This is a genomic window from uncultured Barnesiella sp. (assembly GCF_946496565.1).
In the GTDB taxonomy this organism is placed as follows: Bacteria; Bacteroidota; Bacteroidia; order Bacteroidales; family Barnesiellaceae; genus Barnesiella; species Barnesiella merdigallinarum.
Genome location: NZ_CAMMHD010000007.1, coordinates 110,311 through 134,382, shown reverse-complemented (window position 1 = coordinate 134,382; position 24,072 = coordinate 110,311). Strand labels below are relative to the sequence as shown.

The 24,072-nt window shown below is 56.2% G+C and carries 19 protein-coding genes; 2 read left to right on the top strand and 17 right to left on the bottom strand.

The window, feature by feature from the left end; translation table 11 throughout:
• Positions 1 to 196: 196 nt before the first annotated feature.
• From Q1K76_RS05565 to Q1K76_RS05555, 3 genes are read right to left on the bottom strand one after another with little or no spacing between them, the layout of a single operon-like run.
• The gene (locus Q1K76_RS05565) at positions 197 to 682 is read right to left on the bottom strand and encodes a pyridoxamine 5'-phosphate oxidase family protein (RefSeq protein WP_298663088.1); all 486 of its coding nucleotides are present in this window, start codon (positions 680 to 682) and stop codon (positions 197 to 199) included.
• A 15-nt stretch (positions 683 to 697) separates the two neighbouring features.
• On the bottom strand, positions 698 to 2,572 hold the full coding sequence (locus Q1K76_RS05560) for a hypothetical protein (protein ID WP_300131703.1): 1,875 nt from the start codon (positions 2,570 to 2,572) through the stop codon (positions 698 to 700).
• 3 nt (positions 2,573 to 2,575) lie between these two features.
• Positions 2,576 to 5,560 carry a PEP/pyruvate-binding domain-containing protein gene (locus Q1K76_RS05555; RefSeq protein WP_300131700.1) on the bottom strand — a complete coding sequence of 995 codons (2,985 nt, stop codon included), beginning with the start codon at positions 5,558 to 5,560 and terminating at the stop codon, positions 2,576 to 2,578.
• A gap of 178 nt (positions 5,561 to 5,738) precedes the next feature.
• On the opposite strand from Q1K76_RS05555, the gene gdhA reads away from it, so the two are divergent.
• The gene (gene gdhA / locus Q1K76_RS05550; protein WP_258327969.1) at positions 5,739 to 7,073 is read left to right on the top strand and encodes an NADP-specific glutamate dehydrogenase; all 1,335 of its coding nucleotides are present in this window, start codon (positions 5,739 to 5,741) and stop codon (positions 7,071 to 7,073) included.
• 227 nt (positions 7,074 to 7,300) lie between these two features.
• Here the strand turns inward: gdhA and Q1K76_RS05545 are convergent, their stop codons facing one another.
• The 14 genes from Q1K76_RS05545 to Q1K76_RS05480 all read right to left on the bottom strand — a co-directional run bounded on the left by Q1K76_RS05545 (position 7,301) and on the right by Q1K76_RS05480 (position 22,763).
• On the bottom strand, positions 7,301 to 7,684 hold the full coding sequence (locus Q1K76_RS05545) for a hypothetical protein (protein WP_300131697.1): 384 nt from the start codon (positions 7,682 to 7,684) through the stop codon (positions 7,301 to 7,303).
• Positions 7,685 to 7,700: 16 nt separating this feature from the next.
• Positions 7,701 to 8,549, bottom strand: coding sequence for a DUF4296 domain-containing protein (locus Q1K76_RS05540; RefSeq protein ID WP_087409139.1), 849 nt, complete (start codon positions 8,547 to 8,549; stop codon positions 7,701 to 7,703).
• Positions 8,550 to 8,553: 4 nt separating this feature from the next.
• Positions 8,554 to 9,183 carry a lipoprotein signal peptidase gene (locus Q1K76_RS05535; protein ID WP_289542780.1) on the bottom strand — a complete coding sequence of 210 codons (630 nt, stop codon included), beginning with the start codon at positions 9,181 to 9,183 and terminating at the stop codon, positions 8,554 to 8,556.
• 168 nt (positions 9,184 to 9,351) lie between these two features.
• Complete coding sequence (locus tag Q1K76_RS05530; protein WP_025277464.1) at positions 9,352 to 9,735, bottom strand: TraR/DksA C4-type zinc finger protein; 384 nt, start codon at positions 9,733 to 9,735, stop codon at positions 9,352 to 9,354.
• A gap of 100 nt (positions 9,736 to 9,835) precedes the next feature.
• Positions 9,836 to 13,270, bottom strand: coding sequence for an isoleucine--tRNA ligase (ileS, locus tag Q1K76_RS05525; RefSeq protein WP_300131692.1), 3,435 nt, complete (start codon positions 13,268 to 13,270; stop codon positions 9,836 to 9,838).
• Between the two features lie 114 nt (positions 13,271 to 13,384).
• Positions 13,385 to 14,227 (bottom strand): histidinol-phosphatase, encoded by an 843-nt coding sequence (locus Q1K76_RS05520; RefSeq protein WP_300131690.1) that lies wholly within the window; start codon positions 14,225 to 14,227, stop codon positions 13,385 to 13,387.
• Between the two features lies 1 nt (position 14,228).
• On the bottom strand, positions 14,229 to 15,665 hold the full coding sequence (locus tag Q1K76_RS05515; protein WP_258327964.1) for a carbon starvation CstA family protein: 1,437 nt from the start codon (positions 15,663 to 15,665) through the stop codon (positions 14,229 to 14,231).
• A 219-nt stretch (positions 15,666 to 15,884) separates the two neighbouring features.
• Positions 15,885 to 16,265 (bottom strand): VOC family protein, encoded by a 381-nt coding sequence (locus tag Q1K76_RS05510; protein ID WP_289542790.1) that lies wholly within the window; start codon positions 16,263 to 16,265, stop codon positions 15,885 to 15,887.
• A 36-nt stretch (positions 16,266 to 16,301) separates the two neighbouring features.
• Entirely contained in the window at positions 16,302 to 17,012 is a 711-nt protein-coding gene (locus Q1K76_RS05505; protein ID WP_087409145.1) for an MBL fold metallo-hydrolase, read from the bottom strand.
• A 45-nt stretch (positions 17,013 to 17,057) separates the two neighbouring features.
• Positions 17,058 to 18,629 carry an NAD(P)/FAD-dependent oxidoreductase gene (locus Q1K76_RS05500; RefSeq protein ID WP_300131686.1) on the bottom strand — a complete coding sequence of 524 codons (1,572 nt, stop codon included), beginning with the start codon at positions 18,627 to 18,629 and terminating at the stop codon, positions 17,058 to 17,060.
• 15 nt (positions 18,630 to 18,644) lie between these two features.
• Positions 18,645 to 20,018, bottom strand: a complete 1,374-nt coding sequence (radA, locus tag Q1K76_RS05495; RefSeq protein ID WP_087409147.1) for a DNA repair protein RadA — start codon at positions 20,016 to 20,018, stop codon at positions 18,645 to 18,647.
• 3 nt (positions 20,019 to 20,021) lie between these two features.
• Entirely contained in the window at positions 20,022 to 20,780 is a 759-nt protein-coding gene (locus tag Q1K76_RS05490) for an RNA methyltransferase (protein ID WP_300131684.1), read from the bottom strand.
• A gap of 64 nt (positions 20,781 to 20,844) precedes the next feature.
• Positions 20,845 to 21,828 carry a hypothetical protein gene (locus Q1K76_RS05485; protein WP_300131681.1) on the bottom strand — a complete coding sequence of 328 codons (984 nt, stop codon included), beginning with the start codon at positions 21,826 to 21,828 and terminating at the stop codon, positions 20,845 to 20,847.
• 113 nt (positions 21,829 to 21,941) lie between these two features.
• The gene (locus Q1K76_RS05480) at positions 21,942 to 22,763 is read right to left on the bottom strand and encodes a tetratricopeptide repeat protein (protein ID WP_087409150.1); all 822 of its coding nucleotides are present in this window, start codon (positions 22,761 to 22,763) and stop codon (positions 21,942 to 21,944) included.
• Between the two features lie 116 nt (positions 22,764 to 22,879).
• Between Q1K76_RS05480 and Q1K76_RS05475 the strand changes: the two genes are divergently transcribed.
• The gene (locus Q1K76_RS05475) at positions 22,880 to 24,067 is read left to right on the top strand and encodes a clostripain-related cysteine peptidase (protein WP_300131679.1); all 1,188 of its coding nucleotides are present in this window, start codon (positions 22,880 to 22,882) and stop codon (positions 24,065 to 24,067) included.
• Positions 24,068 to 24,072: the final 5 nt, after the last annotated feature.

Genomic DNA, 24,072 nt, shown 5'->3' with positions numbered 1-24,072 from the left:
CAAAGATACACCCTTTTTCTTTTCCCTTCCAAATTTTTCAGCAACTTTTTTTCAAAATTTTTTCAAGGATGCCATCAATCACCTATTGATCTGCACCTTACAAAAATTTTTTTTGAAGGTTTTTGCCAGCTCCCGGCAAACAGCCGGACATATCCCTACCCTTTTTCCTCTACTTATAGAGTATAGAGTGCAAGAGTCAGTCGACTTTTTTCTGTTTACCGCTAAACTCCTGAATGTCGAGGCGGATGATTTCGGTCCGATGAAACGATTTCTCGGCATACTTCAACCCGACTTCCTTATCGTCGGGCGAATACTTATCCAAGAAAAGCCGGAGGGCATGTCGACGCTCATCGGCCGAGAGTCCGATTTGTGCCCGACACTTGACAACTATACTCTCGTAGCCGGTCGTAAACTTGTCGGACACGACATGCGTGCGGCCTACGACACAAAACGAGGCCTCGCGATGCAGCTTGATGCTGTTGAGTTTTTTCCCTTCGGGAGCACAGTGCAAATAGATGTGGTCGTGCCCATCCCACACATAATTGATGGGGATGCCATAGGGGTTACCCTGGAGATCGACCAGAGAAAGGAGCCCATACTCGCCTTTCTGCAAGAGCTCCCAGGCACGAGGTTCGTCGAGCAAGCGATCTTGCCGACGGACCATGGTGTTGTCGTAAATCATCTGTTTGCCGTATTATTACCAAAGGGTCATTTGCGAAGGGTCGACCTGATGCGACTTCTTTTGCTCCATCGCAGCCTGCTCTTCGGCTTCGCGTCTCTTCTTCTCTTCTTCCTTGCGCTTGGCAATCATCTCGGGGGTATCGGGCCGAGTAGGTATCAGCCAATTATCGCCAAAGCTGTCGAGCCCCGGAAAATCGTCGTCGACAGAGTCGACCTCGACCTTCTCGGGCGCTTTGGGCTTGCACCGGGATTTCCTGGCAGGTTTCGGCTTCTCGACCGGCTGTGCAGGCTCCTCCTCGGGCTCGGGTTCCGACTCTTGCCGGGGAGCTTCGGGCTGTTCCGGTTGCACAGGTGTATCGGATTGCGGAGCCGTCTCCAGCAACGATTCGGGTACAGACTCGGCCGGCTGCTCGGAAACCGGTTCTACTGCGGGGACAGGTTCAACCTCGGGCTCATCGCTTTGCGGAGTATCGAAACTGATTACCGTAGGCTCTGGTTTCTCCACAACAGGCGGTACATCGACTGTCGGCACTGGCTTTTCCTCGAGGAGCTTTGCCGCCTGAAGGGCCTCCATCTGCGACAACAGCTCCTGACGCTGGTTGCGCAAGGCTGCTACCAGAGCATTGGCACTCTCCAAATCGGCTTTCAAGGTATCGAGTTCGCTCTGTCGAGTTGCAGCCTCCTGGGCCCGACTCTCCAGCCGCTCGTTGCGCTGCGCCATCTCGCCCAGCCGGGTTTGCAACCGGGCATTTGCCTCGCCCAACTCCTGTACGGTTTTGGAGAGTTGCGCTATACGGTCGTCTTTCGAGGCTTTGACCTGCTCAAACTGCTTGAGCTTGGCCTCGACTTCGTCGACCACCTTCAGGCCATTGCGCGCTTCGGTTAAATCGGCTTCGAGGACCTCTATCTGTTTGGTCTGTTGAGCTATCATCTCGTCTTGCCGGGCCAACTCTTTGCGAACCGTCTCGAGTTGAGCCTTCGCCTCCTGTTCCTTTTCTCGGGTTTCGGCCAGGTCGGCTTCGAGCGTCTCTATCTGTTTGGCCAACTGAACCATCTTCTCTTCCTGACGGGCCAATTCTTCGCGAGCCTTCTCGAGCTGAACCGTCGCCTCCTGCTCCTTTTCTCGGGCTTCGGCCAAATCGACCTGAGCCTGCTGCAAATCGTTGCGGAGCTGCTCGGCTTCGGCCGAATTGCCGGTCTGTTTCTTCAGCTCTTCTCTCAACTGGGCCACCTCGGCATAGGCAGCGTCGACCTCTTCCTGATGGACGGTCGAGACCTTCAGCTTATTGACCAGACTCTTGTTCTCGAGATCGAACTGCTCGCGCTCGGCTTCGAGTGTGGCGATACGGGCCTCCAGCTCGTGCACCTTGTCGGTCACGGCGCGTTTCTGCCGCTCGGCACTCAACTGAGCGCTCTGCATGGCATTGCGCTGCTCCTCGAGCTCCTTCACCTTGACCCGAGCCTCCTCGACCTCCTTCGTCAACGCCTTGTGCTTGTTCTCCCACTTGCGGACAACCCACTCGCGAGAACGGGCATTGACATCGGCCACGAACTTTTTGAACGGCTCGTCGAGCTGCTCGAAGAGGTATTTTTTCTCGGCATCCTTATCGAGAGCGGCCACGACATACTCGGGCAACGAGCGGTTGAGCATCTCGACCATCACCTCGAGCATGGTATCGGGCAACTGTATTTCGCCCGACTCTTCGGACCGGGGCACCTCGGTATTATGCGACGGCTCTGCCGGAGCGGCCGACTCGGCGTGCTCACCTTGCGACTCCCGCTCACGAACACAAGCATTCGTAATGTTTTCGGCCGTATAGGGCTGCGACTCCATTTCATCGTCTTCGCCAGAGAAGCCCAAGGCTCTCCCCATTTTCTTAAATATCGACATAACTTATTCTTCTTTTTTATTTTCATTCAGGTCCAGACCCGGTTTCGTGACCAGCCCCTTGCCCTTTCGTCCGTTAATCTCTATCAATACAGGTTTCTCAAACTCCACTATTCTCAAAGATGCCGATTCGTACACCGCCGGCAGACTGTCGAGATAGGCCTCGTCGTAATAGCCATCGCCGGCAAACGAGTTGACTGTGAAATAGCCCACCCCAAACGAGGTGAGATTCTGGAAGAAGTGAGTGCCTTGACTCGGTTCTATCCGATAGTTATCTAGCGCCGACTCGACAATGAGCCGTGCCGACGAGATGTGGGGCCACTTGACCGGAATACCCAGCGACGAGTCGCTCGAGCCCCACCGGCCAGGACCTATCAAGATGTAATACTCTTCCCGCTCGGTAAAGGTACGATTTATTTTCTCGATTTCTCTTGCTATATTGACATTATTTGAAGCCTTGAAGTTTTGCGACTTCACATACACGATATGACGCACGTTGTCCATGATGCCGTGCCCCAGAGCGGTATTGCTCTTCAAAATGGTCTTTTCGTCGGGTACATCCATCACGTTGTCGTTGAGCATCTCCTTCATGTCGACAATAGGCCGTATCTGCAACCAATAGACCGTACCCGGATTCCCGTTCGTACCGAGCAGTCCGGCAAACTCGATTTCGACCGGGCGTCCCATCTCGCGACTGCCCACCGTGAGCATCGTATCGAGAATGGGTGCCAACGGAAAAGCATTGTGCTTGAGTATATTGGCGAAGGTAACCACCTTGCGGCCACCCTCGTAATAGCCGTCTCGAATAATCTGGTCCATCGGGTCGTAAGTCGAAACCATCAGCCGCAGCGAGTTATCCTTCTCGGCATCGCGCACCGAGAGTTTGAGCAGATTGAAGCCGTCGTCAATCGAGAAATTCTTTTCGCTCCGCTTCATGTCCAGCGCATAAAAGCGAGTCTGTGTATCGCGCAGCGCCAGGTCGAGGGTGCTGGTTTGCAATATCTTGTTAGGGTGCCGGGGCGAGAAGCGCAGACTGCGGCCGCCGTCGACAATGTATTTGCCCAGACCGACAGCCAAATCGACCACGCCATCCTCGGCCTTCTCGTCGTTGATGGGATAGTAGTTGATCGAGCGCCCTACCCCGGCAAACGACGGGTAATAGCGGTCGCCATACTGGTTGCCCACCACCTCTTGCAGGATGATGGCCATCTTCTCCTGGTCGATGACGTTGGAGGTGGCCGTCATATAGGCCTTGCTGTCGGCATAGAATACCGAGGCGTAGACGGCTTTCACGGCGTCGAGCACCAGCCGCAGCATCTCCTCCTTGTCGTCGAGAGCCGGAATCATGTAGGTCGAATAGATGCCGGCGAAGGGTTGATAGTGCGAATCTTCGAGCAGGCTCGACGAACGCACGGCAATAGGTTTGCCCACCACGTCGAAGAAGGCCAGCAGGTCGGGCTTCAGCTCGTCGGGGAGCTTAGCCTTGAGAAACTGCTCCAGAATCTCTTCGTCGGGTATATCGGAGAGCGCCACCTGATAGAGGTTGTTGCTCTCCATAAAGGTGTCGAATATATCGGTACAGAGCACCACGGTCTTGGGCACCGTCACATTCACCCCCTCGATGTCGTCGAAGATGGGGTTTCGCTTGATCATGGCGTCGATAAAGGCCAGACCACGCCCCTTACCACCCAACGATCCTTCGCCGATGCGGGCAAAGTTGGAGTACTTGTCGAAACGGTCGCGCTTGAAGATGGCCACGACCCCCCGGTTCTTCATCTTGCGGTACTGCACGATGGCGTCGAAGATGAGCTGCCTGATTTCGGAAATCTCGCTCAGGTCGGTAATGCGGCGCGGCTGCAACGCCTCGGCCATAGGGAATATGGCCCGCGAATAGAGCCAGCGCGATATGTGGTTGCGCGACGCGTGGTAGTAGAGCGACTCGTCGGGGATGATGTCGATATTGTCCTGCAGGTCCTTGAGATTCTTGATGGTGACAATCGGTTCGCCCGTGTGGGGGTTGATAAAGGTGAAGTCGCCAAAACCGAAATTTTTCAGAATCGTCTTCCGCAAATCGACCGGCAGTTTCTTGGAGTTCTTGTCGAGGAACGAGGCGTTCAGCCGAATGGCATCCTTGTGGTTCTCCCACTCCGACGACTCGATGATAAGCGGCAGATAGGGGTCGCACGAGCGTACATAGGAGCAGAACTTGATGCCGGCCTTCTTGTCTTTCACCCCGGCCCGGATAAACGACACGTCGGAGATGATGCCCAGCATATTGCCCGAGTATTTCTCGTAAATCTGCATGGCCTCCTCGTAGGTACGGGCCAGCATCACCTTGGGGCGCCCCCGCATGCGCAACATGCGCTCGTGCTCGTTCAGCGCCTCGGTCGAGAATATCTGCGACTGCTTCAGCACAAAGTTATAGAGGTGGGGCAATATGGAGGAGTAGAACCGGATGGAGTCCTCGACCAGCAGGATGAGCTGCACCCCCACCGAGGTGATGTCGACCTCGGCATTCATCTTGTCTTCGATGAGCTTGATGATAGCCACCAGCAGGTCTACGTTGCCCAACCAGCTGAACACGTAGTCAACACCGCTCAGGTCTTCCTTGGCAATGCGCCTCGACACCTCGTGCGAGAAGGGGGTGAGCACTACAATAGGTATATAAGGATAGAGGCGCTTCATGGCCTTGGCCTGGGTGAAGGTCTCGGAACAGTCGACCCCCGGCATGGTAATGATGAGGTCGTAGCGCTTCATGGCCAGCTCTTCGAAGGCCTCTTCGTTGGTCGTCACCTGCTTCACCCGCGGGGGAGAACTCAGGTTCAGCGACACATATTCGAAGTAAATCTGCTCTTCGACCCGCCCGTCTTCCTCCATGATAAAGGCGTCGTAACGGCTCGCAACAAGTAAGACATTGAAGACCCTTTTTTGCATTAAGTTAGCAAAAGAGGTATCTTTCAAGTATAATTGATTTATATTTGGCCGATTCATTGTTCTATTGTCGATTTTGGCTTACAAAATGCCATTCCACTTTATTACGATTTAATTGTTCAAAAGTAGTAAAAAAAATTTTTTTATCCATAGAATTATGTACATTTGCAATAAGAGAAACGAGTATCTCTCCCAAGGAGGTACCCAACCAAGAATTTAACTTAACAATATCGCGACTATGAACATCGAGCACATCATGACATCATTGGAGGCAAAGCACCCCGGTGAGTCGGAGTATTTACAAGCGGTACACGAGGTGTTACTCTCTATCGAAGAGGTATACAACCAACACCCCGAGTTCGAAAAAGCCAAACTGATCGAGCGGCTTGTCGAACCCGACCGAATCGTTACCTTCAAAGTACCCTGGGTAGACGATAACGGCGACATACAGGTAAACCTGGGCTACCGCGTACAATTCAACAATGCCATCGGCCCGTACAAAGGCGGCATTCGATTCCACGCATCGGTAAACCTCTCTATATTGAAATTCCTCGGATTCGAGCAAACTTTCAAAAATGCACTTACCACGCTGCCCATGGGCGGTGCCAAAGGTGGTTCGGACTTCAGTCCGCGCGGCAAATCCGACGCTGAGGTCATGCGCTTCTGCCAGGCCTTCATGCTGGAGTTGTGGCGCCATCTGGGCCCCGACACCGACGTACCGGCCGGCGATATAGGGGTAGGCGGCCGCGAGGTGGGCTACATGTTCGGCATGTACAAGAAACTCACCCACGAGCACACCGGTACATTCACGGGCAAGGGCCTCGAATTCGGCGGTTCGCTCATCCGTCCCGAGGCTACCGGTTACGGAGGTCTCTACTTCGTAAAACAGATGTTGGCTACCAAGGGTATCGACATCGCCGGCAAACGCATCGCCATCAGCGGCTTCGGCAACGTGGCCTGGGGTGCTGCTTCGAAAGCTACCCAACTGGGCGCCAAGGTGGTTACCATATCGGGCCCCGACGGCTATGTATATGACCCCGACGGAATCTCGGGCGAGAAGATCGACTACATGCTCGAGTTGCGTGCTTCGGGCGAAGACATCGTAGCCCCCTATGCCGAGAAATACGGTGTGCAATTCTTCCCCGGCAAACGCCCCTGGGAACAGAAGGTCGACATCGCTCTGCCTTGCGCTACCCAGAACGAGCTTGACGAAGAGGATGCCAAGAAACTGATCGAGAACGGCGTCATCTGCGTGGGCGAAATTTCGAACATGGGTTGCCGTCCCGAAGCTATCGACCTCTTCATCAAACACCGTATCATGTACGGTCCGGGCAAGGCAGTCAACGCCGGCGGCGTAGCTACCTCGGGTCTGGAGATGACTCAAAACGCCATGCACATTTCGTGGACGGCCGAGGAGGTTGACCAACGCCTGCACACGATCATGAGCGACATCCACGCCCAATGCGTGAAATACGGTACCGAACCCGACGGCTACATCAACTACATGAAGGGCGCCAACATCGCCGGCTTTATGAAGGTGGCCAAAGCCATGATGGCTCAAGGTGTCATCTAATCAAGGAAACCGACAAACCTATCTATACAGAGAGAGCGACCCCACACGGGGGCCGCTCTCTTTTTATCTTCCTATTTTTGTTTCTGTACTTGTATTGCGCACAATGGTATCGCCACCTGCAGATAATCCGCACCGAACAGAAGCCTTGGAGACCACGCCCGTGAAACGGGGGTACCCCTCCTGCTCCATCGACCAGTGAAAGCCGACACATCGAAGCCGCAGTTCGCTCAGAGCACCTTCACCAAATCGAGACGGTCGTCGCGCAACCGGGCCGTAGCCCAACTGATGGAGGTGATGGTATAGAGACTGCACGGATGCACATCGTCGGCCATGTGGCGCAAATAGACGGGATTCTGAATGATGGCTTCGCCCACGGTAAGCAACCGGTTAGCCTCCAACTGCTCGCGTATGGTGCGGCAAAACTCATCCTTCTCAGATTCAAAATCGAGCGAAACGACAAAAAGCACTCCTTCACAAAAAGTGGTCAACGACACCTCGCGCTGAAATGGCAATATGTTGTCTACCCTATTGTCTATGGTCAGGTAGAGAATATGCTTGTTCAACAGAGAGCGTCTGTAACATAACTGATGTGAGAAGAATCCTTTTTTCATAATTGCTAATCTGGAGCTATTTTTTCAAGTTTCCTAATTTTCTTATCGGTGCACGATTCCCCGACTTGTTTTCGACGGGTCGTTCGGGCAGCGACTTCTGCCCGCTTACCGCCGGAATGCGGTTGTTGTAGTGGCGCCGGATGAGCGACAGACTGTCGACATACATAGCCGACGGTACCGGCTGAACGGGTAACACGACATATCCGAAGAGGCGCTGCAACGAGGCCACGGAGTCGGACTGCAACGGCAGCGTGCACCACCCCTCCCGATCGACATCGACCTGATTGTAGACAATATCGTTGTTGCTATGCCGTATGGCCATGTAGACCTGCGGCTTCACCGCCAAACGGGGCATGAAAAGCACCTTGAACCGCAACTCGAAGTAGTCGCGAATGCGGAAGTTCTCGTCGGGCACGATTTCGAAAGCGAGCAGATTGGAGGCCTGTCGCGTATCGAATACATGAGCCCGCTTCTGTTTCCACACATCCACACTGTCGCCGGGTTGCGACATGGTCTGCGAGTTCTCCTCGGCCAGCAGTTTCTTGGCCTCGTCGTTCTCGGTCTGGAGCCGTTCTATCACCTGCTCGTATATCGCCATGTAATCTTCGATATGATGCCCGTACCACACCAGGTTGGTATCGAACTGTTCCTGCGTGATGCCGTGCTTCAAGAAAACCGCCTCGCGCAACTTCTTCTTGTCGGCATTGCTGCTGTACAGGTTGTAGTTCGATTCGATTACGGCCTCGGCCTTGTGCACGTCGACCAGCACATCGACCATCTTCTTTTTTCCGATTACATAGTCGGGGTCGTGACTGCAGGCAGCCAGCACGAAAAGCGCCATGACGAGATATACCAGCTTTCTCATATCGTTACTGCGGTTTGGCCTCCTTCTTGTGGTCGGTAGAGAGATAGCGGTGATAAAACAGAATGAGACATACGACACCGACCGAGATGGCCGAGTCGGCTATGTTGAAGACCGGGCGGAAGAACTCGAAACGCTCCCCGCCGATCCACGGCATCCAGTCGGGCCAGTAGAAACTGAAGAGCGGGAAATAGAGCATATCGACCACACGCCCGTAGAAGAGCCCGGCATACCCCTCGCCCGGGACAAACGAGGCCACCATCGGCGGTATGGGATTGTCGAACAACAGCCCGTAGAACAGACAGTCGAATATGTTGCCGGCCGCTCCGGCGATAATCAGGGCCAGACAGACAATAAAGCCCGTGGGCATCTGCGGCTTGTTCTTCACCCGCCACAAGACCCACACCAGCAACACGACAGCTACGATGCGGAACAGCGTAAGGAACAGTTTGCTACCCACCTCCATACCGAACGCCATACCGTTGTTCTCGATAAAGGCAATGTAGAACCAGTCGGTCACATGAATGGCCTGGCCTATATACATGTGGGTTTTCACCCATATCTTCACGACCTGGTCGATAATGAGTACAAGCACAATCACCACGAGGGCAATCTGGCCTTTGGTCAATTTCTTCATCTTTTCTCTCTTTTTCAAAAAAACAGATTCGACCTTCGTGCTTTTCTACGGCGAGAAGAGCGACCGAAGGTCGAATTGTATCAGCATATCGCTTCGATAAGTTTCGTAAAACGGGCATACCGTCCCGCGGCTTCCCGCAGGGAGCCGACAGGCAAAAGCGCGGCCCACTTATTTTTTGCGTCCATCTACCTTCGCATCTATGCCCAGCGTGGCATGAGGAACAGCCCGGAGTCTCTCTTTGGGAATCAGCTTGCCGGTTTCGCGGCAGATACCATAGGTCTTGTTCTCGATGCGCACGAGTGCAGCCTGCAAATGTTGTATAAATTTCATCTGACGTTGAGCCAACTGTCCGGCCTCTTCCTTGGAAAGCGTACTTGCACCCTCCTCCAGCACCTTGAATGTGGGCGACGTGTCGGTTACATCGTTACCGTCAGTATTCATAATCGAGGCTTTCAGCAAATCATAATCCCGATAAGCCTTCTCGAGCTTCTCGTTGATAATCTGTCTAAACTCTTCCAACTCGGCGTCGGAATAGCGTGTTTTTTCACTCATAATTATTATTGGTTAAAGTTACACATTCCATCGGTTCATCCCCCTCCGGGGGTGCCTTACGTCAGGTCAAATATAACAGAAATATTACTATGGCTCTCTATTATTTCACGGATTTAACAATTTTGATATTTACCTTGAAGGTGTCGAAATCCAACTCGCTGACACCCTCGCCCAAGAGCGTGTCGACAATCTCGAAGGTATTGGCCAGCACCTGGCGCGACATGTAGTCGCGATACTCCTTCACGGCCTGGTCGGTCTCTTCGTTCGATGCGATGTAGACGTCGATCTTGTCGGTAATATCGAAGCCCGAGGTCTTGCGGATGTTCTGGATGCGGTTCACCAGTTCGCGGGCCACACCCTCGCGACGCAACTCGTCGGTCACCGTAATGTCGAGTGCCACGGTGAGGTTCCCCTCGTTGGCTACCAGCCAGCCGGGAATATCTTCCGAAATCACCTCTACGTCGCCCTTCTCGATGGTGGCCTGCTGGCCGTCGATGTCGAAGGTAAACGAACCGTTCTTCTCGAACTCGGCAATATCGGGTTGCGACATGGCGGCGATGGCAGCAGCCAGCAGCTTCATGATTTTGCCGTAGCGCGGGCCCAGTTTCTTGAAGTCGGGTTTCACGCGTTTCACCAGTATGCCGGCGGCGTTGTCGACAAACTTCATCTCCTTCACGTTCACCTCGCTCAATACCAGGTCTTTCACGGCCTCGATGTGAGCCTGCTGGTCCTGATTGAGAACCGGCACCATGAGGGTCGTGAGCGGCTGGCGCACCTTGATGTTGACTTTACGACGCAAAGCCAGTACCATCGAGGTCATGCTCTGGGCAATCTGCATGCGCTCCTCGAGTGCCGAGTCGATATAGCGGTCGCAACTTACGGGGAAGTTGGCCAGATGTACCGAACGGTTGTCGCGGCCGGTGGCCGTAGTGAGGTCGGTGTAGAGGCGGTCGGCATAGAAGGGGGCAATAGGCGCCATCAGTTTGGCTACCGTCTCGAGGCAGGTATAGAGGGTCTGGTAGGCCGAGAGCTTGTCGTCGGTCATGGCACCGCCCCAGAAGCGTTTCCGGTTCAGGCGCACATACCAGTTGCTGAGGTTGTCGTTTACAAAGTCGGAGATGGCACGTCCGGCACGGGTGGGCTCGTAGGCCGAGAGCTGCTCGTCTACCTCCTTGATGAGCGAGTTGAGCAGCGAGATAATCCAGCGGTCAATCTCGGGACGCTTCTCTACGGGAATCTCGGGCTCGGCAAAGGTGAAGCCGTCGACATTGGCATAGAGGGCAAAGAACGAATAGGTGTTGTACAGGGTGCCGAAGAATTTGCGGCGCACCTCTTCGATGCCGTCGAAGTCGAACTTGAGGTTATCCCACGGCGACGAGTTGGTAATCATGTACCAGCGCAGCGGGTCGGAACCATATTTTTCGATGGTGCTGAAGGGGTCGACGGCATTGCCCAACCGCTTCGACATCTTGTTGCCGTTCTTGTCGAGCACGAGACCGTTGGAGACTACGGCCTTGTAGGCCACGCTGTCGAATACCATCGCGGCGATGGCGTGCAGCGTGAAGAACCAGCCACGCGTCTGGTCCACACCCTCGGCAATGAAGTCGGCGGGATAAACCTCGCGTTTGTCAAAGGCCTCCTTGTTCTCAAACGGATAGTGTATCTGGGCATAGGGCATGGCACCCGAGTCGAACCACACGTCGATAAGGTCGCTCTCGCGCTTCATGGGTTTGCCCGAAGGCGAAACGAGCACGATGTCGTCGACGTAGGGACGGTGCAAATCTATCTTGTTGTAGTTTTCGGCCGTATATTCGCCCGGTACGAAACCCTGTTTCTTGTAGGGATTCTCGGTCATCACACCGGCGGCGATAGCCTTTTCGATTTCGTTGTAGAGCTCCTCGACCGAACCGATGCAAATCTCTTCGCTGCCGTCCTCGGTGCGCCAGATGGGCAACGGGGTACCCCAGTAGCGGCTGCGCGAGAGGTTCCAGTCCTGCAGATTCTCGAGCCATTTGCCGAACCGGCCCGAACCGGTCGACTGCGGTTTCCAGTTGATGGTGTTGTTGAGCTCAATCATGCGGTCGCGGCAAGCCGTGGTGCGGATGAACCAGCTGTCGAGGGGATAGTAGAGCACCGGTTTGTCGGTACGCCAGCAGTGGGGATAGCTGTGTACGTGCTTCTCGATTTTGAACACCTTGTTGGTCTGCTTCAACATCACGCAGATGTCGATGTCGAGCGTAGCGTCGTCCTCGGTCAGTGCCGGGTCGTAGGCGTTCTTCACGAAACGGCCGGCATACTCGCGGTAAGCCTCTACGTTGACATTCTCCTTCACAAACTCGGGATCGAGGTCTTCGAGCAGGTAGAACTTACCGGTCATGTCGACCATAGGCCGGCGGTTGCCGTCCTTGTCGAGCATCATCAACGGGGGCACGCCGCTGGCTTTAGCCACCCGGTCGTCGTCGGCACCGAACGTAGGTGCAATGTGCACGATACCGGTACCGTCTTCAGTAGTCACAAAGTCGCCCGTGATTACACGGAAAGCGCCCTTGCCGGGATTTACCCACGGCAACAGTTGCTCATACTCCATGCCGGCCAGGTCGCTGCCCTTGTATTCGGCTACGACTTTCCAGGGGATGAGTTTGTCGCCCGGCTTGTAGGCGTCGAGCTCCAGGTCGGCAGCCTTGGCGTTGAAGAGCGTGGGCACGAGTACCTTTGCCACAATCACGCTGATGGGCGCACCGGTATAGGGATTGTATGTCTGTACCAGATTATAGTCAATATTGGGACCTACGCACAGCGCCGTGTTGGAGGGCAAAGTCCAAGGCGTCGTGGTCCATGCCAGGAAATAGGGCTCACCGAAAGCCGCCATCTCGGGACGCGGATTGCGAATCTTGAATTGTGCGATACAGGTTGTATCCTTCACATCGCGGTAGCAACCGGGCTGGTTGAGCTCGTGCGAGCTGAGGCCGGTACCGGCAGCAGGCGAATAGGGCTGAATGGTGTATCCCTTGTAGAGGTAGTGTTTGTTGTAGAGTTGCTTGAGCAGCCACCACAGCGTCTCGATATAACGGTTGTCGTAGGTGATGTAGGGGTTCTTCATATCTACCCAGTAACCCATACGGTGCGTGAGGTCTTCCCACTCGCGGGTAAACTTCATCACATCTTTGCGGCAGGTAGCGTTGTAGTCGGCCACCGAAATGGTCTTACCGATGTCTTCCTTGGTAATGCCCAGCGCCTTTTCCACGCCCAACTCTACGGGCAAACCGTGGGTATCCCAACCGGCCTTACGCATCACCTGAAATCCCTTCATGGTCTTGTAACGGCAGAAAATATCCTTGATGGAGCGAGCCATTACGTGGTGAATACCCGGCATACCGTTGGCCGAGGGGGGACCCTCGTAGAATACAAACGAAGGACAACCTTCGCGGGTTTCCAAACTCTGATGAAAAAGGTCTTGCTTATCCCATTGATCCAGAACCTCCTTGTTGATTTCGGAGAGGTCGAAGTGAGAATATTCGGTGAATTTCTTGCCCATATATTTCTGAAATAATATTTACTTAAAAAAATCGGCACGAAGATACAAAAAAAAGCTGTAACCATGAAAGAAACAGCTTTATATTCTTTTCCGAAAGAAAATCATACGACCCCGTTACAGGTCGAGCGGAGCCTCTACCCACTCGCCCCGGCTCAACTGCCACACGGCGGTGTAGCCGGCACGGGCCAAGGCGTGCAGGGCTTCGGGGCGGCCGGCATTGATTTTGGCCGGATAGTGCGCATCGGAGTTGACGACCACCCGGATGCCCATCCGGTGCATCTGCTCGAAATAGTCTTCGTTGGGAAAGAAGCGGCCGCGCGTGGCAAAAGCCTTGGTGTTGACCTCGACCAGCAGGTGGCGCGAAGCGATTGCCTCGAGGTAGTCGTTCACCAGCCGCCGGTACCACGCCTCACGGTCAAGTCCGGGCCGATAGAGCGAGGCATTGAGGCCTATCTTGTCGAGGTGCCCCAGAAAGTCGAACCCACCCAACTCGATCAGGCGGAACGAACTGCGGTAGAAGCGACGCACCGCCTCGTCGACATCGCCTCCGAAATAGGTATCGACGTAGCCTCTGAAACGGTCGGGAGATCCGTCGGTGTCGATAGGAGTTCCGTCGGGGGTGACAATGTAGTGCACCGACCCGATGCGGTAGTCGAGCGGCAGCTCCTGAAAGTAGGGAATCGAGGGGTTGAAGGTGTCGTCGAGAAAGTCGATTTCGAGCCCCACATAAAGCTCTATCTTCGACGCATAGAGCGATTTAAGCCGATGAAACTCATCGAGATAGTCAGCCAGCCGCTCCCGGTGCATGTTGCAGTTGTTGGCTACCGGGAAGGGGGCGTGCGACGATATGCCGTACGAGGCAAAGCCCTCGGCAACGGCCTCCTCGACAAAGTCGGCCATGGGGGCGTGCCCGTCACAAAACTCACAATGCGAATGATAATTGGTCAACAGATTCATATCATCTTCTTAAAGATTCACGGCCCGGCAGCGAGCGTTTGAACCGAACGAACAAAACGGTTATCGCCAGCGTGACGACAAAGGCGGCGCCCAGCGAAATGCCATAGGGAAGCCTGAACCCTTCGCGGGCAAAGAGTATATAGGTAACCGTCACCAGGGTCATAAACAGGGCCGGGACAAAGGTAATCCAATAGCATTTGCGTTCGCGGGCCAACCACACGGTGAGGGCCCACAGGGTGAAGACGGCCAACGTCTGGTTGCACCAGGCGAAGTAACGCCACAGCACCTCGAAGTCGATCATCATCACCAGCCAGGCCAGGGCAAAGATGGGGAGCGAAACCAGCACCCGGTTGCGTATCTTCTTCTGGGAGATGTGCAGGAAATCGGCCGCAATCAACCGGGCCGACCGCAGAGCCGTATCGCCCGAAGTAATGGGAGCGGCAATCACACCGAGCATGGCCAGAATACCGCCGAAGGTACCCAACCACCCTACCGATATGTCGTTGACCAGAATAGCCGGGGTCTTACCCGTCAGATAGTCGGAGAGCGCGGCAAACGACCCGTCGAAGAAGGCGATGGCGGCAGCCGCCCAGATGAGGGCCACGATACCCTCGACCACCATGGCGCCATAGAATACCCGGCGGCCCATCTTCTCGTTTTTCAGGCAGCGGGCCATCATGGGCGACTGGGTAGCGTGAAAGCCCGATATGGCTCCACACGCTATCGAGATGAACATCATGGGGAATATGGGATTCACGTCGGCATCGGGCCGGGTGTAGGCCATGGCTTCGGTAAACTCGGGTAGACTGTCAGGGCGCAGGAAAAGCGACACCATGATGCCGATGGCCATAAAGAGCAGGGCAAACCCGAAAATCGGGTAGAGCCGCCCGATGAGCTTGTCGATAGGCAGCAGCGTAGCCAGTATATAGTAGCCAAAGATGATGGCAACCCACAGGGTCGTGGTGGTACCTTCGCCCGTGAGCAGGTCGAGCAGATTGGCAGGATTGATGACAAAGACAGCCCCCACAAGCACCATCAGGAGCAGCGAGAATACCCGCATCACCTGCTTGATGCCCACACCCAGTTCGTCTCCTACGAGTTCGGGAAGGCTGGCGCCGTTGCGCCGCACCGAGAGCATACCCGACAGATAGTCGTGCACGGCTCCACCGAAGATGGTACCGAAGACAATCCACAGGTAGGCCGAAGGACCGTAGAGGATTCCCATGATAGCCCCGAAGATAGGGCCCAGCCCGGCGATGTTGAGGAACTGTATGAGGAAAACTTTCCACGTGGGCATGGGGATATAGTCAATCCCGTCGGTCGAAGCATAGGCGGGGGTCGTCCGGCTCGGCTCTACGCCAAACACCTTCTCGACCCAGGCACCATACACAAAATAGCCTGCAACCAGCAGCAACAGGGCAATACAAAAGGTTATCATACTACAAATATACTTCTGCTTGTCAAATACTCTTTCACGAAAGAAGAATCTCGCACTCTTTCAAAATGCCATTGATACAAATCGAACGAAATCTTTATCGCCTCTTTTTCATGGAATCGTACAAAGGTAAAACCTTTTTATCATTCCGACAACCTATTCAAAAGAAAAAAGCCGCCATTCCTGCGAGAATGACAGCTTCCTAAGTTTTTATGACGCTATTCACTCCTTCACCGGGAGCACCTCGATCCAATAGTCGTCGGGGTCGTGAATGAAGTAGAGCCCCATCGCCTCGTTTTCGAAGCAGACGCAGCCCATCTCCTTGTGGAAGGCCCGCACCTGGTCGTAGTCGCCCTCGACCCGCACACACAGGTGGCTCTCGTTCTCGCCCAGTTCATAGGGCTGGCCGTGGTCGCGCAACCAGGTGAGTTCGAGCAGGAAGGGCGACACGCCGTCGGAGAGATAGACCAGCACGAACGAGCCGTCGGCAGCCTCTTTACGGCTTACCTCATGAAAGCCCAACGCCTTGTGATAGAAGGCGATGCTGCGGTCGAGGTCGGTCACATTTACATTGAAATGGTCGAATTTCGATTTTATCTCCATAGTCGTAGTATAAATTATAGAATGATTATAGAATAGTTATTGAATAGTCACACTGTCGCCCGTATGGCTCAACAGCACAAAGTCGGCCCCGTGCTGCCGGGCTATGGGTGCAAAGGCTTCGGCCTTGGCGACTGCGGGATAGAAGTGCATGGGCACGAAGAGCCCTACCTCGAACCGCTCGACAAACTGCCGGGCGCCCCGCATGTAGTCGCTACCCAGCCGGGCATCGACGGGAAACATGGCCACGTCGAACCGGGCCACCGTCTGCCCCAAGTAGTCGAGCTCGGCCCGATAGGCGGCCTCGGCTTCGCGCACCTCCTCCTCGGTCGACTCGTCCGTCCAGTGCCAGTTGTTCAGGTCACCGGCATGAAATATCACACGGCCGCCGGTCTCGACCTCGAAAGAGGCGCCCAGGTCGGTCGACCCGAAGGCGGTCACCCGCACCCGCTCGTCGGCAAACGACTCGCCCCGGCTCAAAAATGCCGCGTTGGGCAGATGGACCAACTCGCTGCGGCTGTCCATCTCGCGGGGAAACAGGTAGCAGATGCGGCTGTTCAGCCGGCTCCAGGTCAATATCTCGGGGTTGTAGTGGTCGCGATGCTCGTGCGACACCAGCACATAGAGCGGCTCGCCACGGCGAAGCACCTCGTCGAGGATGGCCTCGCCCCCGCGATAGTAGTCGAAAACGACGGCAAAGCCATCGGCCTCGAGCAAAAAGCCACTGTGAAAAAGATAGGTCAGTTTCATCGTCTTACACTTTTCCATAAAAACGTATATACAACACGCGGCGGGTTATGCAGGTTTACCGGTAAGTCGAAGGGCCAACGCCTCGGCACAGCGTTCGCCGTCGATGGCGGCCGACACGATGCCGCCGGCATATCCGGCCCCTTCGCCACAGGGATAGAGTCCTTGCAGACGAATGTGGGTCATCGACTCGCGGTCGCGAGGTATTCGTACCGGCGACGAGGTGCGGGTCTCTACCCCAATCATCACCGCCTCGCGGGTGAGGAACCCGTGCGATACCTTGCCGAAGTGCTTGAATCCCTCCTGCAAACGGGTAACGATGAAGGGGGGCATCCAGAAGTGCAACGGCGAGGCGATAAGCCCCGGCGAATAGGAGGAACGCGGCAGGTCGTAGGAGTTGCGGCGGTTCACGAAATCGGTCATACGCTGGGCGGGAGCCGTCTGTTTGCAGTTGCCGTTGAGGTAGCACTGGCGCTCGAGGTCTTCCTGAAACTTGATGCCGGCCAACACGCCATAGGCCGAGAAGCGGTCGGCAAAATCTTCGGGCTGCAGCTCGACCACCATGCCCGAGTTGGCCCAGACCGAACCGCGGGTCGAAGGCGACATGCCATTGACCACAATCTGTTCGGGCCCGCTGGCGGCCGGCACCACAAAGCCGCCGGGACACATGCAGAAGGAGTAGACCCCCCGCCCGTTCACCTGGGTGACAAAACTGTATTCGGCAGCCGGCAGGTACTTGCCCCGGCCGTGTGGATTGTGATACTGTATGGAGTCTATGAGTTGCTGGGGATGTTCCAGACGCACACCTACGGCGATACCCTTGGCCTCGAGCTCTACCCCCTTGTCGTGCAGCATGTAGTAGACATCGCGGGCCGAGTGGCCGGTGGCCAGAATGACGGGGCCGGTATACTCCCGCCCGTCGGCCGTGACGATGCCCCGCACCTCGTCGCCCTCGATTATGAGGCTATCCATGCGGGTCTCGAAGTGGACTTCGCCCCCCGACTCGACGATGCGGTTGCGCATGCGCTCGATGACGGCGGGCAGTTTGTCGGTGCCGATATGCGGATGAGCATCGGAGAGAATCGATACCGAAGCGCCATGCTGGCAAAAGATTTGCAGAATGCGGTCTACGTTGCCCCGCTTCTTGCTGCGGGTGTAGAGCTTGCCGTCGGAGAAGGCACCCGCCCCACCCTCGCCGAAACTGTAGTTCGACTCGGGGTCGATGCGCTGCTCGCGACTGATGCGGGCAATATCCTTGCGACGGTCGTGCACGTTCTTTCCCCGCTCGACCACGATAGGGCGCACCCCCAGTTCAATCAGACGCAGGGCGGCAAACAATCCGGCCGGGCCGGCTCCTACCACCACTGCCTGCGGCTTACCCGACACATCGCCATAGTCGATACGGGGAAACTCGTCGTCCTGCGGGAACTCGTTGATGTACAGGCGCACCTTCAAATTGACCATAACGGTGCGCTGGCGAGCGTCGATCGAGCGCTTCAGCACCCGCACGCTCTTCACCGTGCGTATATCTATTCCTTGCTCACGAGCCACATAGGCCGCTATATTCTGTTCGTTGGCAGCCTGCTCGGGCAAAATTCGTAATTGCAATTCCTGAATCATAATCTTCTTTCTGTTTTATCCGAAGAGTTGACGGAAGGCCTCCTCGACCTTGCGCACCGGAATCAACTCGATGGAGAGCTTCGAGGTGTCGAAACCCTTGATGTTGTTCTGCGGGATAAGCATGCGTTTGAATCCCAGCTTCTCGGCCTCGAGGATGCGCTGCTCGATGCGGTTGACGGGACGTATCTCGCCCGAGAGGCCCACCTCGCCGGTCATGCAGGTGCCGGTCTCGATGGCCATATCCATGTTCGACGAGAGGATGGCACTGATGACCCCCAGGTCCATGGCCGGGTCGTTCACCTTGATGCCGCCCGCGATATTGAGGAATACATCTTTCTGAGCCAGTTTGAACCCCACCCGCTTCTCGAGCACGGCCAACAGCATGTTCATGCGCCGCAGGTCGAAACCCGTGGCCGACCGCTGGGGCGTGCCGTATGCAGCGGTGCTCACCAGAGCCTGCGTCTCGATCAGGAAGGGGCGCACCCCCTCGATGGTGACGGCGATGGCTACACCGCTCAGCCCCTCGTGGTCTTGCGTAAGCAGCATCTCCGAGGGGTTCGAGACTTCGCGCAAACCGTTCTGCCGCATCTCGTAGATGCCCAGCTCCGACGTGCTGCCGAAACGGTTTTTGATCGAGCGCAATATGCGGTACATGTAATGCCGGTCGCCCTCGAACTGCAGCACCGTGTCGACTATGTGCTCGAGCACCTTGGGGCCGGCAATGCTCCCCTCTTTGTTGATATGCCCCACGAGCAGCACCGGCGTGTTGGTCTGCTTGGCAAACTTCAGCAGCGAGGCGGCACACTCGCGCACCTGCCCTACACTGCCGGGCGACGACTCCATGGCCGTGGTGGCGATGGTCTGTATCGAGTCGATGACCACGATGTCGGGGTCGACGTTGCGGATGTGTACGAAAATATCTTCGAGCGAAGTCTCGCACACGATATAGCAGTCGGGAGCACTGCCGCCAATGCGCTCGGCGCGCAGCTTCAACTGGCGGGCACTCTCCTCGCCCGACACATATAATATTTTATAGCCTTTCAGCCCCAGGACGGTTTGCAGGATAAGGGTCGACTTGCCTATGCCCGGCTCGCCACCGATAAGCACCAGCGACCCGCGCACGAGACCGCCGCCCAGCACCCGGTTGAGTTCGCCGTTTCCCAGGTCGATGCGCGACTCCTCGGTCACCTGTATGTCGTCGATGCGTTGCGGACGCACCCGATTCTCACCCGAGAGGCTGTATCCGCTACCCGACGAGGCGGCAGGCTTCGTGCTCACCACCTCCTCGACGTAGGTATTCCATTCGCCACACACGGGACAACGGCCTATCCATTTGGCCGACTCGGCCCCGCAATTATTGCAATAGTAAACCGATTTTGTCTTTGCCATATTTTACGAAACGATTTGCCTCCGGCGAAACTCGGCACAGGTAATGGCTGCCGCCATGGCGACGTTGAGCGATTCGGAGGTGGGTTGTCCAGCCGGATAGCTGGGGATATAGAGACGGCTCCCGATGTAGGGCTCGAGCTCGGGCGATATGCCGTTGCCCTCGTTGCCCATGACGATGACACCCCGGGGAGTCAGGGTTGAACGATAGAGGTCGGCCCCGTCGAGAAAGGTGCCGTAGACCGTAGTGCGGTCCATCGAACCGAGAAAATCGGCCAACGGGGTATAGTAGAGGCGCACCCGGGCCAAGGCCCCCATCGTGGCCTGTACCACCTTGGGGTTGTAGAGGTCGGCCGTCTCGGGCGAGCAGACAATGTGCCGGATGCCGAACCAGTCGGCCAGGCGCACGATTGTACCCAGATTGCCAGGGTCCTGCACGGTGTCGAGAGCCAGCACCAGCTCCTGGCGCAGGGCCTCCACATCGAGCCGATAGCGGGGTATGCGGTAGATGGCCATCACGTCGGTGGGGGTCGTGAGCTGCGACACCTTCGCCATCTCCTGCTCGGTCACCTCCTGCGCCGGCCGGTCGAACGCGCGGGCATGCGCATCGATCCACCGGCGGGTAGCCAGCAGCGTGTCACACTCGAAGGCCGCCCAGGTATCCTCGACCAGTTTGTGACCCTCGGCTATGAAACAGCCTTCGTCGCGCCGTCCTTTCTTACGGGCGAGCGATTGTATGCGTTTGATTTGATTTTTACTAAGCATCGCTTATCCGATAATTCGATAACAATAGAGCCCCCCGACCGAGCCCAGCCACGCGTCACGCCCCTCAATCCCGGGCGTTCATAATCCAGGCATTTTCAAAAAGGGGCTGCTCCTTGACCAGTTGCGAGAGGTATTGACGAGCCTCTTCGAAATCGTTGAACGAGGCCACATAGAGCCGCGACTTCCGCGCCGTCTCATAGATGTGCAGGTCGCACGCAACGCCCTGCTGGCGGAAACACTCAATCTGTTTCTCGGCCAATCGTTTGGAGGGAAGCGACGAAACTATGATGTAATAGGTATCGGCAGTAGCGGGTGCATCGGCTGTGATGACCGTCGTCTCCTTGGCGGCAGGAGCAGTTTGCTGCGACTCGGCCCGAGTGTCGGGCACGTCGCCTTCGTCGAGAAGTTGGGCCGTATCGTTTGCCGTGCCGAAAAGTTCGGCCGAGAGCAAACCGGCGTAGTTGACGGTGGTATCGGGTGTATGGACGGGCTTCGACAACATCAGCAGAAAAACGATGACCGCCGCAGCTACAGCCACGGCCCGCAACGTGCGACGCGGGAACGAAATGTAGATGCGGTCGGGAGTCTTCGCCTCTTCGACCACGGCCACTTCGTTTTCGACCTCGGGCTCTTCCAGCAGATTCACCTCGACCGGGGCAAACCCAAACCGGGGATATTCGACAAAATTGGCCTCATCGGCACAGAAACTCAACCCGCCGTCGCGCTGTACGAAACGGCCCAGCCGACCCAACCGATATTCGCCATCGGCCTCGATGGCCCGGCGAATGGAGCCGACCTCGCCGTCGAGGGCTTCGCGAGCCTCGTCGTACGACAGAAAACCGGCACGCATCACCGAGCGGAGCAACCGCTCGTCGTCGCCTGTCTCGCCGGGGAGAAACCCGATACTCCGCACCGGGGGCAAAAACGAACTCCCGTCGGGCAGCAGTCGAGCTTCGCGGTAAGTAACCGTAAACACACCCAACCCGGGCACCGAAACCCGGTCGTTGTGCAGCAACAAATATTCAATATGACGCGCCAGTTCAATCATACAACAAAGGTACGCATTTTCTTTCGTCGGCGCAATAGGTGGGGAAAAAATCTTTACATTCTTTCGGCGGCAATCAGGGTCTGCCTCCTGCACGAAACAGACGAACCTACCCGCTACTCCTCTTGCCGGAGCAACTGCTCGGCCGACTCCCGGTCGTACCCCAGCTCGACAGCCCGCTTCAAATCGGCCTTGGCCGATTCCCGTTCATACCGGGCCAACTTGCCCAACGCCCGCAACACATAGACCACCGGGTCGTCGGGGTCGAGCTCCATGGCCTTCTCTATATCCTTGTCGGCCTTGGCATACTGCCCGGCAAAGAGGTAGGCTTCGGCCCGCCCCACATAGAGAATCTCCTTCTCGGGGTTGAACTTGATGACCTGCGAATAGACCTCGATGGCCTCGGGGTAGTAGCCCATCACCTTCAGCAGCGAAGCAAAGCCGATGCGACCGTTGGCACTGGCGGGATTGATTTTGAGCAGCCGCTCAAAGTCGGCCCGGCTCGAAATCGTATCGCCCCGCCCCAGCTCGATAAGTCCCCGCTGGTAGAGGGCATCCTCGTCGGAGTCGTCAATCATCAATATCTGACTGTAATCGTTATAGGCCAGGTCGATGCTGTCGATTTCGGAATAGAGGGCCGCCCGGTTGCGCAGCAGCGTGACCGAGTTGGGGGTCATCAGCAGACCGTTGGAGTAGCTTCTGAGCGCCTCGTCGTATTTGCCGGCATAGCGCTGCACGGTGCCCAGATTCGACATCAGCAGCGAGTTCTGGCCGTTGGCCGGTTCGGTACGCAACGCACTCAGCAGGGCATGCTCGGCCCCGGCCCAATCCTTGGCCTTGATGCAACTGTCGGCCTTCTCGACCCACTGGTAATAGCTTTGCGCCCACAGCCCCAAAGGCAAGAGTAGAATCAAAAACAGAAATCCAAGTTTTTTCATACCCGATATTTTACCTAACAAAGGTACAGGTTTAGACCTTATTCTCCCACTCCGGGATTCTAAAAAGTACTCAAAAAAAACAGTCCTTGAAAAAATTTCTGTTATTTTTGCGAATTATGAAGAGATTCGATACAATATTCCTTTTCCGCCCGAGCCTTTGGGATCTGTTTTTGCTGGTAGCCGTCGCCTCGCTTCTGACCGCATGCTGCAAAGACGACGAGCCCGAGCCTGTCCCCGTAGACCGCACGGTGCTGGTCTACATGCTCTCCGACAACAACCTGGGCTACTACGGGTATGACACGCAAAACATCAAAGAAATGCTGCAGGTGGCCCAGGCCGGCGAACTGAACGGCGGCAATCTGATTATCTATCGCGACGGTGGCGACACCAATCCGCAACTGATTCAGATAAAGCGCGATGCCTCGGGGCAGGCCCAAAAGGTGATTGTGAGGGAGTACCCCAACCGCAACTCGGCCACCGGCGAAGTGTTGAGCGCAATCGTCGACGAGACCATCGAGCTGTTCCCCGCCTCGGAGTATGGCCTGATACTCTGGTCGCACAGCACCGGATGGGTGCCGGGCAACTCATCGTTGGCCCTCTCGCGCAAACGGTGGACAGGCCCCCTTACCCGCTCGTTCGGGCAAGACGGCTCAAACTACATGGAGCTCGACGAACTGGCCAGGGCCCTGCCCGACCATCGGTTCCGGTTCATCCTCACCGACGTCTGCTTTATGGGCAGCGTCGAGTGCGCCTACCAGTTGCGCAACAAGACCGACTACTACATAGGCTCGGCTGCCGAGGTGATGGGGACCGGCATGCCCTATACGCTCACCATCCCCCTGCTCTTTGACTACCGGCTCGACCTGAGCAGCGTGTGCCACGCCATCTATACCTACTACGACGGACTCTCGGGGGCCTATCGGACAGCTACCACCAGCCTGATTGACTGCAGCAAACTCGAGGTGCTGGCCGACGCCACACGCACCATCTTCGCAGCCCACAGCGAGGAGGCCGCCCCCGACCTCACCCAGGTGCAGCACTTCGACCGCCAACGGCCCTACATCTGTTTCGACCTGCGCGACTACCTGTCGAAAATTGCTACGGCCGACGAGATGAGCCTGCTCGACCAGGCCCTGGCCGCTACCGTAATCTACCGGGCGGCTACCCCCTCGATTCTGGGAACAGTGCCCGTCAACACGCACTGTGGCTTGAGCACCTATGCCTTGGGAAGCGGCGACGCAACCCTCGACAGCTACTACACCACCCTCGACTGGTACCAACAGGTCTACCCGATTGCCAATTAAGAAAC

Coding starts and splice junctions, on each gene's coding strand:
- Q1K76_RS05565 (WP_298663088.1), bottom strand. CDS start 682: ATGATTTACGACAACACCATGGTCCGTCGGCAAGATCGCTTGCTCGAC.
- Q1K76_RS05560 (WP_300131703.1), bottom strand. CDS start 2,572: ATGTCGATATTTAAGAAAATGGGGAGAGCCTTGGGCTTCTCTGGCGAA.
- Q1K76_RS05555 (WP_300131700.1), bottom strand. CDS start 5,560: ATGAATCGGCCAAATATAAATCAATTATACTTGAAAGATACCTCTTTT.
- gdhA (WP_258327969.1), top strand. CDS start 5,739: ATGAACATCGAGCACATCATGACATCATTGGAGGCAAAGCACCCCGGT.
- Q1K76_RS05545 (WP_300131697.1), bottom strand. CDS start 7,684: ATGAAAAAAGGATTCTTCTCACATCAGTTATGTTACAGACGCTCTCTG.
- Q1K76_RS05540 (WP_087409139.1), bottom strand. CDS start 8,549: ATGAGAAAGCTGGTATATCTCGTCATGGCGCTTTTCGTGCTGGCTGCC.
- Q1K76_RS05535 (WP_289542780.1), bottom strand. CDS start 9,183: ATGAAGAAATTGACCAAAGGCCAGATTGCCCTCGTGGTGATTGTGCTT.
- Q1K76_RS05530 (WP_025277464.1), bottom strand. CDS start 9,735: ATGAGTGAAAAAACACGCTATTCCGACGCCGAGTTGGAAGAGTTTAGA.
- ileS (WP_300131692.1), bottom strand. CDS start 13,270: ATGGGCAAGAAATTCACCGAATATTCTCACTTCGACCTCTCCGAAATC.
- Q1K76_RS05520 (WP_300131690.1), bottom strand. CDS start 14,227: ATGAATCTGTTGACCAATTATCATTCGCATTGTGAGTTTTGTGACGGG.
- Q1K76_RS05515 (WP_258327964.1), bottom strand. CDS start 15,665: ATGATAACCTTTTGTATTGCCCTGTTGCTGCTGGTTGCAGGCTATTTT.
- Q1K76_RS05510 (WP_289542790.1), bottom strand. CDS start 16,265: ATGGAGATAAAATCGAAATTCGACCATTTCAATGTAAATGTGACCGAC.
- Q1K76_RS05505 (WP_087409145.1), bottom strand. CDS start 17,012: ATGAAACTGACCTATCTTTTTCACAGTGGCTTTTTGCTCGAGGCCGAT.
- Q1K76_RS05500 (WP_300131686.1), bottom strand. CDS start 18,629: ATGATTCAGGAATTGCAATTACGAATTTTGCCCGAGCAGGCTGCCAAC.
- radA (WP_087409147.1), bottom strand. CDS start 20,018: ATGGCAAAGACAAAATCGGTTTACTATTGCAATAATTGCGGGGCCGAG.
- Q1K76_RS05490 (WP_300131684.1), bottom strand. CDS start 20,780: ATGCTTAGTAAAAATCAAATCAAACGCATACAATCGCTCGCCCGTAAG.
- Q1K76_RS05485 (WP_300131681.1), bottom strand. CDS start 21,828: ATGATTGAACTGGCGCGTCATATTGAATATTTGTTGCTGCACAACGAC.
- Q1K76_RS05480 (WP_087409150.1), bottom strand. CDS start 22,763: ATGAAAAAACTTGGATTTCTGTTTTTGATTCTACTCTTGCCTTTGGGG.
- Q1K76_RS05475 (WP_300131679.1), top strand. CDS start 22,880: ATGAAGAGATTCGATACAATATTCCTTTTCCGCCCGAGCCTTTGGGAT.